We start from the raw sequence: 15,536 nt of genomic DNA, 5'->3' as shown, positions 1-15,536 counted from the left end.
AATTGAACCAAGCTGAAAAAGATGGAAATAAAGCTGGAACGAATGTAGCTGACCCATTCACTACAAAAGTGAACTATACTCGTGTAGCTAAAGTAAACCCAGTAACAGGAGAAATCACTTATGGAGATTGGGAAGCTAAAGATAACGATACTACATTAGAAGGAAATGCACTTCCAGCAGTAGCAGGATATGTAGCAACAGGAGATGTAGAAACATCTGTTAAACCTATAGAAAATGTTAAGGCAGAAGATAAAGATATTACGGAAAAAGTAGTGTACAAAGCACTAGGTAAATATGTACCAGTTGTACCAGAAGGATTCACTCCTCCGACAATTGAAAATCCACAATATCCAAATAATCCAACAGATCCTACAAAACCGGGAACACCAACAACGATAATTCCATACGTACCAGGAACTACACCAGTAGGCCCAGATGGACAACCGTTGACACCGAAGAACCCTGCAAACAAAGAAGAGGGATATTTACCACCAGCTCCAACTACACCAACAGGAGACACAACAATCGTTTATACGAAAGATGGTTCTCAAGTAGCTGTAACGAAATTTGTAGATACAACTGGTAAAGGATTAGAACCTTCAGTAGTTGATACAGGAGATACAGGAAAAGCATTTACGAAAGATGCAGATGTAACGGCAGCAATCAATAAGATTTTAGCTCGAGGATATGAAAAAGTATCCAATGTAAATGCAGGTGAAAAAGACTATCCATCAACAGCTGCTGAAAAAGTATTTGATGCTGATGCATCAACAAACCAAGAATATACAGTAACATTCAAACCGATTGTTAAAGATATTCCAACTGATCCAACAACTCCAGGTTATGTGAAACCAGAACCAGGTCAACCAGTAGATCCAACAAAACCGGATGGACCGAAATGGCCTGACTCTGTTAAAGACTTGAAGACTACTGAATCTGTAACACGTACAATCAAGTATGTATACGAAGATGCAACTCCAGTTCCAGATGCTAAACTTGGTACAGATGTTCCAACTAAGAAAGTTCAAACTCTTGAGTTTACAAGAACAGCTAAAGTTAACCTTGTGACAGGAGAAGTTGAATATGGAGCATGGACACCTAAGACAACTGATGGATTCGAAGCTGTAACAACTCCTACAATTGATGGATATACTTCTGCGTTAGTAAGTAATCCAACAACAAGTGATGTTCCAGCTAAGACAGTAACAGCTGATGCAGCGGACTTCGAAGAAGTAGTAGTTTACAAAATTAAACAAATTACAATTGATCCAAATGATCCAAACTTCGATCCAAATAAACCAGTAGATCCAAGTAATCCAAATGGACCAAAATATAAAGATCTTAAACTAGCTGAAGAAGTAAAACGTACAATTACGTACACTTATGCTGATGATGTAGCAGATACTGCTAAACGCGGAACTAAAGTAGAACCTGACCACGAAAATACAGTAAGCTTTACACGTACAGCAACAGTTAATGCTGTAACAAAAGAGATTACTTACAGTGAATGGACGGCTAAAGATAACGATACAACTCTTGAAGGAAAAGCGACTGTCCCAGTTAAAACTGGATATGTAGCAACAGGAGATGTAGAAGCATCTAAGAAAGATGTAACAGGTGTTAATGCAACGGATAAAGATATTGTAGAAGCAATTGTGTATAAAGATTTAGGTAAATTTGTACCAGTTGTTCCAGAAGGATTCACTCCTCCGACAATTGAAAACCCACAGTATCCAAATAATCCAGATGATCCTACAAAACCAGGAACACCAACAACAACGATTCCTTACGTACCAGGAACTACACCGGTGGGACCAAATGGAAAACCATTAACTCCGAAAGATCCTAACGATCCAAAACAAGGATATAATCCACCAGTTCCAACGAACCCTACAGAAGACACTACTATTGTTTATACGAAAGATGGTTCTCAAGTAGCAGTTACACACTTTATCGAAGTAAACAGTGAAACGGATAAAACTGAAAAAGGTGGAGTAGCTCAATCAATCGTTGATACTGGAGATACAGGAAAAGCCTTCATGAAAGGTGCAGAAGTAGAGAAAACTATCGAAGCTCTGAAAGCTAAAGGTTATACAGTAGTAGAAAACAACTATCCAACAGATGGTAAGTTTGATGCAGATGCAACAACTAACCAAGAATATAAAGTTCTTGTAACAGTTAAACCAGCAACGGTAAATCCAAACGATCCAACACCGACTCCAGGAAAACCAATCGATCCAAATAATCCAACAGGACCAAAATGGACTCCTGAGTTAATTAAAGAGTTAGAAGATGGACGTAAAGAAGAAGTTAAACGTACAATCAACTATGTATATGCAGATGGTAAGAAAGCAGCTGATTCAGTTCAAGAAACTAAAGAATTCAAACGTTCAGCAACTATCAACCCAGTAACTGGTAAAATTACATTCGGAGACTGGTCACCAGCTCAAACATTTGAAGCTGTAACTTCGCCAAAAGTTACAAACTACACTCCAAATAAAGAGACTGTACCAGCATCAGAAGTAACAGCAACTGCTGAAGACATTAATGAAACAGTAGTTTATACTACAAAACCAGTACCATTAGATCCATCTAAACCAACGGATCCAAATACTCCAAACGTTACTCCTAAACCTGAAGACAAAGTACCAAACGATCCAAAAGGACGTACGTACAAAGAATTAGGATTAATCGAAGAAGTAACACACACAGTTCACTACAAACTAGCTGACGGATCAGATGCAGGTATCCGTGATAATGTACAAACATTAACATTCACTCGTACAGCTGACTTAGATCCAGTAACTGGAGCAATTTCTAACTTCTCTGATTGGAAAGCTAAAATACCAGAGGGAGCAACAGAACCTGATACAACAATCGACGCTGTGCCAACACCAGCTAAAGAAGGTTATGTAGCTTCAGCAGCTAAATCAACAGAGCGTACAAATGTACAAGCTACTGATAAAGATAGTGAAGAAACAATCATCTACCGTAAACTCGGTTCATATGTACCAGTAATTCCTGAAGGAGTAACACCTCCAGCGAACACTGACTTAACACCAAAACCATATACAAATGATCCAAATGATCCTACAAAACCAGGAACACCTACTGAAACTCCAGTAGTACCATATATCCCTGGAACAACTCCAGTAGGACCAGATGGTAAACCATTAACTCCGAAAGATCCTAACGATCCAACGAAAGGATATGAAGTACCAGATGTACCAAAAGATCCAACTCAAAATACTACAATTACGTATGTTAAAGATGGTTCTCAAGTTGCTCTAGTTCACTTCATTAAAGCTGATGGAACTGCAGTTCACGTATCAGTTGCGGAAGCAGGAGATACAGGTAAAGCAATCAAGACAACAAACATTGATAATGTTAAAGCTGAATTAGAAGCTAAAGGTTACGAAGTAATCGCTCCAACAGATCCAGCTTATACAGCAGAACGTGTAGCATTCTACGCTGATGCAAATCGTACATTTGATGACAAAGATGACAAAGGTGATAAAGGAATTAGCCAAGTTTATTACGTAATCGTTAAAGAAGGAATCACTCCAATCGATCCAGATAAACCGCTAGATCCAAATAATCCAAATGTGACTCCAAAACCAGGAGATAAAGTACCAGGTGATCCAAAACAACGTACATTTGAACAACTAGGATTACTAGATGAAGTAAATCGTACAATCAACTACAGATATGCGAATACTGATAAAGTAGAAGAAGCGAAACGTGGTCAAGAAGCTGCAGCTACTGTAGAACAAAAACTTCGTTACTCTCGTAAAGGTGATCTAAACAAAGTAACAGGTGAAATCACTTATACTTCTGATTGGACAAAACCACAAACATTAGCAGAAGTAACGTCTCCAGTCATCGAAGGATATGTTGCAGATATTAAAGCAGCTGAAAAAGTAGAAAATGTTGCTCATGATGCAGCTGACTCAGTAGTAAATGTTGTTTACTCACCACTAGGTAAATATGTACCGAAAGTACCAGAAGGATTTGAAGTTCCAAAAGTTGAGAAACCTCAATATCCAAATGATCCAACAGATCCAACGAAACCAGGAACACCAACAACAGTGATTCCTTATGTTCCAGGAACAACTCCAAAAGATCCAAATGGAAACCCACTGAAACCAATAGATCCAAACGATCCAAGTAAAGGATATGTTCCACCAACACCTGAAAACCCAACAGAAGATACGCAAATCACTTATGAGAAAGATACTCAAAAAGCGAAAGTAACTTATGTGGTAGAAGGAACAGGAACAGTACTTCACACAGATAACCTAGAAGGTAAATCTGGAGAACCAATTGAGTACTCTACAGTAACAAAACTTGCTGAATTGAAAGCTCTAGGATATGATCTAGTAAGTGACGGCTTCACAACAGCTACAGATAAGAACTACGATAAAGATACGAAAGTAGATCAAAGCTTCGTAGTAACGGTTAAACCTCACGTTGAGCCAATCAAACCAGTAGATCCAGAAAATCCAAATGATCCAAACAAACCAAAACCAGGTGATCCAATCGATCCTAAGAACCCTGATGGACCAAAATGGACTGAAGATTTAATTAAGAAGATTGATACAACTCGTCACGTGAACCGTACAATCAAGTATGTTAACGAAAAAGGTGAGGAAGTAGCTAAGAAAGTAACAGACAAAGTTACATTCACGCGTGAAGGTAATATTAATACTGTAACAGGTGAAATTACTTACGGTAACTGGACAGCTAAAGATGGAGATACAACATTCGATAAAGTAGAATCACCAGTTGTTAAAGGATACATTCTGAAAGATGCAAAACAAAAAGAAGTAGCAGCTACAACAGGATTAACTGCAGACTCTAAAGATGAAAACATCGAAGTTGTGTATACTAAACTTGGCTCATGGATTCCAAAAGTACCAGAAGGATCTACACCAGTTCCTCCGGTTACTTATCCAAACGATCCGAACGATCCAACTAAACCAGGTAGCGATAGACCAATCGTTCCTTACGTACCAGGAACAACACCAGTGGTACCAAAAGATCCAACTAAACCAATTAGTCCGGATAACCCACTAGTTCCATTAACACCAGTTGATCCGAAAGATCCAACGAAAGGATATGAAGTACCACCAGTACCAACAAACCCAAGTACAGATACACCAATCAACTACGTAACGGATAAGCAAAAAGCTATCACAAACTTCGTAGATGAAAAAGGTAAGGTAGTATCAACTCCAGTAGTAGATGAAGGTGATTCAGGATCTAAATTTACTAAATCTGGAGATGTTGAAAGTAAGATTAAAGAACTCGTTAAGAAAGGTTACATTGTAGAAAGCAATGATTACCCTTCTGCAGATAATGATAGAGTATTCGATAAAGACAAAGATAAAGATCAAGTCTTTAATGTGGTAGTTACTCCACTTATCGTGCCAACAAATCCAAATAATCCTGATAAACCAATGGTGCCAACAGATCCAACTAAACCAGTAGGTCCAAATAACCCACTGAAACCTGTAACACCATCTACACCTGAACCAGGTAAACCAGTATTCCCTGGAGATCCAAATAGTCCAGTATGGCCAAATACTGTGAAAGATCTTGTAACTGAAAAATCAGCTACACGTACAATCAAGTATGTAGATCGTAACGGAAAAGAAGTTTCAGGAACTCGTATAGAAACAATCAAGTTCACTCGTGAAGCGAAAGTTAACTTAGTAACTGGTGAAATCACTTATGGTGAATGGACAACAGATCGTAACGATGATATCTTCAACGGATACCAAGTACCAGTTGTGAAAGGATACATCGCTAAAGCTGGTGATTTAGAATCATCAACGAAAGATGTTAAAGTTACACCTGATACAATCAAGGATATTAATGAAACAGTGATTTACGATAAGTTAGGTTCATGGATTCCAAATATTCCAGGAACACCAACAAATCCAATTCCATATCCAAACGATCCAAAAGATCCAACAAAACCAGGAAGTGACAAGCCTATTGTTCCTTACGTACCTGGACATACACCAATGGTACCTCAAGATCCAACTAAACCAGTTGGACCAAATAATCCATTAGTACCATTGAAACCGGTGGATCCAAATGATCCAACTAAAGGATATGAAGTACCTGATGTACCTGGAGATCCAACGAAGGATACACCAATTACTTATGTACCAAATGATCCTAGACCAAACCCAAATCCTTACCCAGGACCAAATCCTGCTCCAGCTCCTAAACCAGAGCCTAAGCCGGAACCTAAACCAGAGCCAAAACCAAATCCAGAAACTCCAAAACCTGTAACACCTGCAGATAATGGAGATAACAACGGAAACAATAATGGAACTCCATCAGACAATGGAACTCCAACAAATAATGGAGAACAAACTCCAATGCGTGAATTACCAAATACTGGTACAGGCAATGAGTTTGCAATCTTTGGTGCGGCAGCAAGTGCAATTCTTGCAGGATTAGGAATAGCAGCCCCAGGTAAGAAAAAAGAAGAACAAGATGAAGCTTAATCAATAGCAAATCATTCCAGTTAACTTTTATCACCCTCGTACAATGTAATGTGCGAGGGTGTTTTTTTCGTAAAAAATTACAATAGTAGAAAAAGAGAGTTTTCAGAATAATTCACAAGAAAATTGTAACCTTTCAAAAAAAGTTGTGCATATAGAAAAGACACCTGTAATTCACGCAGAGAAATATATAATTAAACGATAATAACCAAGAAAATTTCCGAATTATATTTGTGTAAATATTTTAAAGAAATTGTTTATAATTTGTGAATAATTGTTAACAAAAGTATGAAAAAGCTATAAATTTATGAAAATTAAGCAAAAATATTGACTATTATTTGTGATAGTTATATAATTTTATAGCATTAACAATATAAATAAGTTAATGAATACTATATAAAGGAGACATATACTTGGGTAAAAATAATAAACAAAAACCAGTAAAACAATTTCAACGTTATGGGATTCGTAAATTCACGCAAGGTGTAGCGAGTGTCATGATTGCAAGTGGATTGTTCTTCTTAGCAGGTGGAACAGCATCTGCCAATGAAGTAGCAGTTCAAACAGAACCAACAACTTCAAAAGTAGCAGAAGAAACTGCTCCTAAGAAGTCAGAGGAAAAACAAGAACCAAAACAAGAGGTTAAACAAGAGCCAAAACAAGAGGCTAAACAAGAAGAAAAAGCAGCATCATTAAATAAAGCTCAATTAGAGAATTATGTAAATGAAATTACTGCAAATATCGAAGCAGGAAAATATGCTTCAAAAACTGAAGAAAGTGTAGCTGTATTAAAAGCGGAATTAGATGCAGCAAAAGCTACATTATCAAGTGCAACAACACAAGAAGAGTTAACAAAGGCTTATCAAAAATTAGTAATGACAGTTAACTCAAAATTAAAAAACAAACCAGTAGAAAAGAAAGAAGCAACTAAAGCTGAAGATACAACAAATGGAAAACCAACAGTTGGTAAAGCAGCAGAAAATACAGAACCTGCAGCAGCTTCAAATTCAATTGCCAATACTGGTAAAAATGATGAACGTAATGGAAAAGAAATTACAGAACAAGGTTCACAATTACGTTCAGCTAACGAAGGATACACAGCTGCTTCTACAGAACTAAGAAAAGAAAATGGTGAATTCCTTGGATCTACAGGTAAATCTTACAAAGTACTAGATGGTAACGCTAACTATAAAGTTTATGTTCATGGTTATCAATCTGAGAACACTGATGTGCCTGCGGTTAATAATGGACAAGCTGGGGTTAGTGGACGTACAGATATTCCATTATCTAAAACAGAAGCTCAAAAAGTGGGACGTGAAGCAGAACTATGGAATGGAAAAATCCGTGTTACAGGAAAAGTTAACAGAGCTAATAACACATACGGTGCAGGAGGTGCCTATGAGTATCTAGCTACAGAAATCTATGGTTATACTTATGAACAAGGAAACCACTATGTATATCTTACAGATGTAAAAAAACGTTTTAGTTTATCACCAGAGGCAACTGCTGCAGGATATACAATTTCAAAAGTTGAAGCGAGTAACTTACCGCCAGGATTAGGTTATAATGCTGATAAAGATACTGTAGAAGGATATGTAGCATCTACTCTTCAAAACGGTGTATATGACATGCGTTATGTTCTAACTGTAGAAAAAGGCGGAGCTACTCAGCAAGTTACTTTCAGAGACTTAACAGCTGGATGGATAGGATGGCAAGATTCATCTGCACCAGTTATTCAAGGAAAATCAAAATTAGTAACAATAGGCGACCAAGTCAATCATAATATTAAATATGTTGATAACGATGGAATGACTCGTGATGAAAGAGCTGATTATGTATACAGAAGTAATGGAGCAAAGGTTGTTGCCGGTTCAAAAACTGCTCCTGGAACCACGATTGGAGCAACCTTTACTGCAGTTGATGGATCTAAAGTAAATACCGAGAACGGACCACAAACTGTCACAGCTCATACAGCCCTAAATGGTAATTATACGGGAAGTAAAACTTCGATAAATGATGTTGTACCAGGATTAAATTATGATCCAAAAACTGGAGATATCACTGGAACAGCAACAGAAGCTGGAGTTTTCACAGCAGCTGTTTATGCGAAAGACTATAATAATACAACCAATGCAAGAAATATGGATTGGAACATGTATGGTCAAGAAGCTCATGAAAATATTACAATCGCAGTAGCGCCTAAAATTACTGTTAAGAATGTTGAAGCTTATGCAACAAATGTACCTGTGACAATTTCAAAAGGTGCTAACAAAGCTGAAATTACAATGCCAGATGGAACAGTTACAAAACTTGTAGTTAAAGATGGTAACTGGACAGTTGCAGCAGGTACTACAAATACTGCGTTACAAGAAGGTGCAGTGTTGGGGTCAGCTTCAACAACAGGAGATTCGACTGTTAATTTAGCTGTAACTCCAGAATCTACAAAATACGTTGGTGTTGATAGTATTGCGGCTAAAGCAACAACTGATAAGGTAAAAGCAAACATTCAACGTGAATTTGCTATGGTAACTGACGCAACAGGGAATACGTATAAAGCGAAATTTAACCGTGCAACAGGTAAATATTCATTACCAACAGAAAAAGCATATGAATTAAAAGAAAATAATGATGGCACATCAACTCTTATTGAACGTCGTGTTTATACAGATGCTCAAGCAAATGGTGATGTTAAGTTCGTTGTTTATGAGTTTGAACGTACATGGAATACAACATCTTCAGCGTCAACCTTAGTGGACAAGATTGCTGAAATCCGTAAAAATGGTGAGGTAACTGCAGTAGGTAATGTAACACGTACAGAGACTCTAGTTAAAAAAGATAACACCTCTTCAGAACAAGGGATGGTAGTTACAGTAAGTTACGACTCAGTAACAAACCAATGGACATCTTCTGACGGATCAGCAGTAACAGCTAAAGAATCAAATGCTGGTTGGGAAATCGAAACAGCATCAGGATTTAAAGGGTATGTAGCATACCGTGAAGCAAGCTCAACAGACGTAGCATCAATTCAAAATGCTAAACCAGCTGGAACATCAACAAGTTACTCAGAAGCAAAAGATGCATCAGTAGATTTACTAAAATCAGAAAAAGCTAATGTTGATTTCACAGATACTATCGATGATAAATCAGACGCTGCTCAATCAGAAACAATTAAAACAAAATTAACGGTAACAGCTCCAGATGGAAGCCAAAAAGTATTTGATGCGGCGAAAGCTGAAGAAACAGCTTATATTCAAGCACAACGTACAGCGGCAGCTAAAACTCAAGCGGCAGCAACGGCTGTAAAAGAACAACAAGATACACAAAATGAATTAGCACGTCTTCAAGAACTATTAGATCGTTCAACAAGAACGGTAGAAGATGCTCAATCAGCATTAGACAACTTGAAATTACGTACAATTTCTCCAACAGCTCAAGAATTAGCAGAAAGAAAACTTGCGCATGCCAAAGAGTTTAAAGCATCTATTGAAGCGCAACTAGCAACAGCTCAAGCAAATCTTTCAACAAAAAATACTGAAGTAGAAACGGCGCGTACAGCTGCTTTAGAAGCTGAAAAAGCGGTAGAAACAGCTCGTGAAGCATTGAAAACAGCTGCAGCAGCAAACTTAGCAAATCCAGAAATCGCAGCTTACACATTAGGTCAATATGGTAGTTATAAAGTAACGGTTCATTCTGTTGACTCAAACGGTGTTGTAACAACTCCAAAAGTAGGAGGAACAGATTCAGGTGAAGTAACAGATGATGCAGTAGCAGAAACAACTTACTACATCGTAGTACCTAAACCAGAAATTTCTTCAGGAGCACAAGATACTCCACAAAGTGATACTATGGAAAAAGGATTCAAAACTGGTCTTCCTGAAAATTCTACTGTATCTGACTACAAACTAGTAGACCCAACAACAGGAGAGAAAAAACCTTCTGTAACTACAGATGAAGGAACTTACACGGTAGATCCTACAACAGGAAAAGTAACGTTCACACCAGCTCAAGGATATGTAGGAACTGCTAAATCATTAACAGTAGCAGCTAATGTAACTATCCCAGGAGAAGATGGTAACCCTGTAACAGTAGAAGCATCAACTACATACACACCAACAGTTTATGGTGTTAAAGGTAATGTTGATACAACTAAAGATGTACAAGGAGCAGTCCAAACTTCTAAACCAGGAAGTGAAAGATTCTCTAAATTAAATACTCCAGAAAATACTCCTAATGGTACAAATGTTGATTTAACAACATCTAAGTACTCATTAGAAGGTGCTGATAATGAAGGGAAAGTTGTTGTTCCAAACGAAGGAACTTATACAATTGACCCAACAACAGGTGTTGTAACATTTACTCCACTTCCAACATTCACAGGAACAGCTCAAGGTGTAGATGTAAAAGTAACAGCTAACGCAACTGACAAAGAAGGAGCTACTGTAGAAGTAACAGCAACAGGAAAATACACTCCAGTCGTTGAACCAGTAACTCCAACTGCAGAAGCGGCAACATCAACAGATGTACAAGGTGCAACTCAAGAGCAATCTGTAACATTTAACGATTCGAAAACAACAATCGATGGTGTTGAGAAGAAAGTACCAATCGATCCAACAACATACACATTATTAGATGAAAATGGTAACCCTGCTACAGAAGTACCAGCTAAAGACGCTACAGGAAAAGTAGTAGGTACTTACACTGTTAAAAATGTAGATGGAAAAGCAGTTGCAGTATTTACACCAACTGACAAAGCATATGTAGGTAAAGTAGAACCAGTAACAGTTCAAGCGAAAGATAAAAACGGAACACCTGTAACTACAACTTATACACCGAATATCACACCGGTAACACCAACAGGAACTCCTGCAAGTACAGAAGGAATTCAAGGTTCACCTCAAGAAGGAACTCCAACATTTACGCAAGGTAACCCAGTTGCTCCAATTAAAATTGATGCAACTCAACCTGCTAAATTAGTAGATCCAACAACTGGTAAACCAACAGATGAACCAACAATTCCAGCAAAAGACGCAACAGGAAAACAAGTTGGTACGTATACAATTGACCCAACCTCTGGAAAAGTAACATTCACACCAAATAAAGACTTCGTAGGTACTCCAGTACCAGCAACAGTAGAAGTAAAAGATGCGAATGGTACTCCAGCTACAGCGACTTATACACCAACAGTTAAACCAGTAACTCCAATTGGTAAAGTGGCATTCACAGAAGATATTCAAGGTGCAACTCAAAGCGGAAAACCAGCATTTGAAGGTGGTAAAACAACTATTAATGGTAAAGAAGAATCTGTACCAATGGATGATACAGTACCAGCAACATTTGAAGATGGTTCAACTACAAAAGTAGTACCAAACGAAGGTACTTATACAGTAGCTCCAGATGGAACAGTAACATTCGTTCCAGAAAAATTATTCTCAGGTAAAGGTACGACACTAACAGTTATCCGTAGAGATAAAAACGGAACACCAGCTCGTGGAGAATATACAGCAGTTGTTCACCCAGTAACTCCTACAGGATGGGATGTCATCTCTGCAGATATCCAAGGTCAAGAACAACACGGAAAACCTAAGTTCAAAGGTGGAACAGTAGAAATCGGTGGAGAAGAGAAAACAGTAGAAATCGATGAAAATGTTGCTCCAGTAGTACTTGATCCAGCGACAAAACAACCAGTAGCAGTTGGAACTCCAATTACAGTTAAAGGAGAAGGGGTATATACGCTTCAACCAGACGGAACAGTGAAATTTGATCCTGAGAAAACATTCGTTGGTGAAGCTAAAGGGGTAATCGTTCAACGTGTTGATAAACTTGGACAAGCAGCTATCGGTAAATACCGTCCAATCGTTATCGGAGCTAAACCAAAAGCAGAACCAGCTACTTCACAAGATGTTCAAGGTCAAGTTCAAAAACAACCTGTTACATTTATCGATAGTGTAGTAGATACAACGACTGTACCGGATATTGATAATCCAGATGTAAAAGTAGCAACTACGAAAACTGTCCCAATTGATCCAAAATCGTACACATTATTAGATGAAAATGGACAACCAGCTACGAATGTTCCTGCTAAAGATCCAAAAGGAAATGTTATCGGGGAATTCACGCTTGAAGTAGTAGACGGAAAAGCTATCGGGATCTTAACTCCAAATGCAACTTACTACGGTGAAGTACAACCAGTTAAAGTTCGTGCAGCAGACGAAAATGGTATTACAGTAGAAACTACTTACACACCATACATCACACCGGTAACACCAACAGCGACTCCAGCAACTTCAGAAGGAATCCAAGGTAAATCACAAGAAGGTACACCTACATTTACAGAAGGGGATAAGAAAGTACCAATTAACACTGAAAAAGCACCTAAATTAGTAGATCCAACAACAGGTAAACCAACAGAAGAAAAATCTGTAAAAGTACCGAACGAAGGAACTTATGAAATTGATGAGAATGGTAAAGTAACATTTACACCAGAACCAAACTTCACTGGAGAAGCTAAAGGAATTGAAGTTCAACGTGAAGATAAAAACGGTACACCAGTAAATGGTAAATACACTCCATTGGTTAAACCAGTAACACCAAAAGGTGATGAAAAAGAAACACAAGATGTTCAAGGTGCACCACAAAAATCAACTCCAACATTTACAGGTGGTAAAACTACTGTTAACGGTAAAGAAGAAACAGTCGAAATTGATACTACAAAACCAGCTAAATTGGTAGATCCAACAACAGGTAAACCAACAGATGAAACAACTGTAAAAGTACCAAACGAAGGAACATACACAATTGATCCGAATAGTGGGGAAGTAACATTCACACCAGAACCACAATTCAAAGGTAAAACTTCAGGAATTAAAGTTCAACGTGTTGATAAAAATGGAACACCAGCAACAGCGACTTATACACCAACTGTAGTACCAGTAACACCAACAGGTGAAGAAAAAACTACTGTAGGTATCCAAGGAGCAACGCAAAAAGCAACTCCAAACTTCACACCAGGTAAAACAACTGTTAATGGAGTAGAAAAAACTGTAGAAATCGATGAAACTAAACCAGCGAAATTCGTAGATCCAGAAACTGGTCAACCAACAGATAAAACTACTATTAAAGTACCGAACGAAGGAACATACACAATCGATCCGAACTCTGGAGAAGTAACATTCACACCAGAACCAAAATTCACAGGACGCGGAACAGGTGTAACAGTTCAACGTGTGGATAAAAACGGAACACCAGCTGAATCAACATACACACCAACAGTAGTAGGAGTAACACCAAAAGGTAAAGAAGCTAAATCTAAAGACCTACAAGGTGAAACTCAAACAGGAAAACCAACATTCACAGGTGGAAAAACAACTGTAAATGGTAAAGAAGAAACAGTAGAAATCGATAACGATAAACCAGCAACATTCGAAGATGGCTCAACTACAAAAGTAGTACCAAACGAAGGAACTTACACTGTAGCACCAGATGGAACTGTAACATTCGTACCAGAACCTAAATTCACAGGTGTAGCAACAGGAGTAACTGTAAAACGTGTGGACAAAAATGGAACACCAGTAACAGCGAAATACACACCAACTGTAATTCCAGTATCCCCATCTGGAGAAGATGTGACATCAGTTGGACCTAAGAATACACCTCAAGAAGGAACACCAATCTTTAAAGGTGGTTCAGAAACTGTAAATGGTAAAAACAAAACAGTAGAAATCGATAAAGATGTACCAGCAACATTCGAAGACGGTTCAACTACAAAAGTCGTACCAGGAGAAGGAACTTACACAGTAGCACCAGACGGAAAAGTAACATTTACTCCAGAAAAAGACTTCGTAGGTGTAACAAAAGGTGTAACGGTTAAACGTGTTGACAAAAATGGAACACCAGTAACAGTGAAATATACACCAACAGTTTTAGGAGAAACATCAACGAAAGATGTAGAATCTGAAGGACCAAAAGGTAAACCACAATCAAATACTCCAGTATTCGAAGGGGATATCGATAAAGATGTACCACCAACATTCGAAGACGGTTCAACTACAAAAGTCGTACCAGGAGAAGGAACTTACACTATCGATCCAAACGGAAAAGTAACATTCACTCCAGAACCAGAATTCGTAGGTACAGCAAACAGTGTAACAGTTGTTAGAAAAGATAAAAATGGTAAAACAATTTTTGCATCTTACACACCAACTGTTCGCCCAGAAACTATCTTCAGAGATAAAGAAGGAAAAGAAATCCCAGGATATCCAAGTGAAGATGGAACAACTCCTAAGAAAGATATTCCAGGATATAGATTTGTAGAAACTATTACAGATAATGACGGTAATACTAAACATATCTATGAAAAGGTTAAAACAAGTTATGTGGATAGTGATGGAAAAGAAATTCCAGGAAATCCAACGGAAGATGGAGAAAATCCTAAGAAAGATATTCCAGGATATGAATTTGTAGAAACTAAAAAAGATGAAAATGGTAATACAAAACATATTTATAAGAAAATTCCAGCACCAACACCAACTCCATCACCAAGTCCAACACCAGCTCCAACTCCAGAGCAAGGTAAGAAGAATACAACTTATGTGGATTCAAAAGGTAAAACATTGATTCCGCAAAAAGATGGAGAACAACCAAGTGAAAACATTCCAGGTTATGAATTGGAAAGAACGGAAAAAGACGAAAAAGGAAATACTCGTCATATTTACCGCAAAGTAGAAACACCTACTCCAGAACAAAAACCAACACCTGCTCCAACTCCAGCACCAGCGAAAGTGGAAGAAAAAGAAACTCCAGCATCAAAACAACCAGTCGTTCGTCAAGAGTTACCAAATACAGGTACAGGCAATGAAATGGCAATCTTTGGAGCTGCAGCTAGCGCAATTCTTGCAGGTATCGGAATGGTTGGAACACAGAAAACAAAAAAAGAAGATGAAGAAGCGTAATTCTAAAATAGAATCGTTTTGAAATGATTTTTACATCCTCATGCGTCTAACGTATGAGGATGTTTTTTAT

At 37.9% G+C, this 15,536-nt stretch carries 2 protein-coding genes; both read left to right on the top strand.

Annotated features, from left to right (window positions below; genetic code table 11):
- The first annotated feature begins 2 nt into the window (after positions 1-2).
- A complete protein-coding gene (locus HMPREF0446_RS08950) occupies positions 3-6,521 on the top strand; it encodes a mucin-binding protein (RefSeq protein WP_006703851.1) in 6,519 nt (2,172 codons plus the stop codon).
- A 410-nt stretch (positions 6,522-6,931) separates the two neighbouring features.
- A complete protein-coding gene (locus tag HMPREF0446_RS07630) occupies positions 6,932-15,466 on the top strand; it encodes a YSIRK-type signal peptide-containing protein (RefSeq protein WP_006703850.1) in 8,535 nt (2,844 codons plus the stop codon).
- The last annotated feature ends 70 nt before the right edge of the window (positions 15,467-15,536 follow it).

It is taken from the genome of Granulicatella elegans ATCC 700633 (assembly GCF_000162475.2).
Lineage (GTDB): Bacteria > Bacillota > Bacilli > Lactobacillales > Aerococcaceae > Granulicatella > Granulicatella elegans.
The sequence above is the reverse complement of the archived record's forward strand: the minus strand, read 5'-3'. Positions and strand labels throughout refer to the sequence as shown.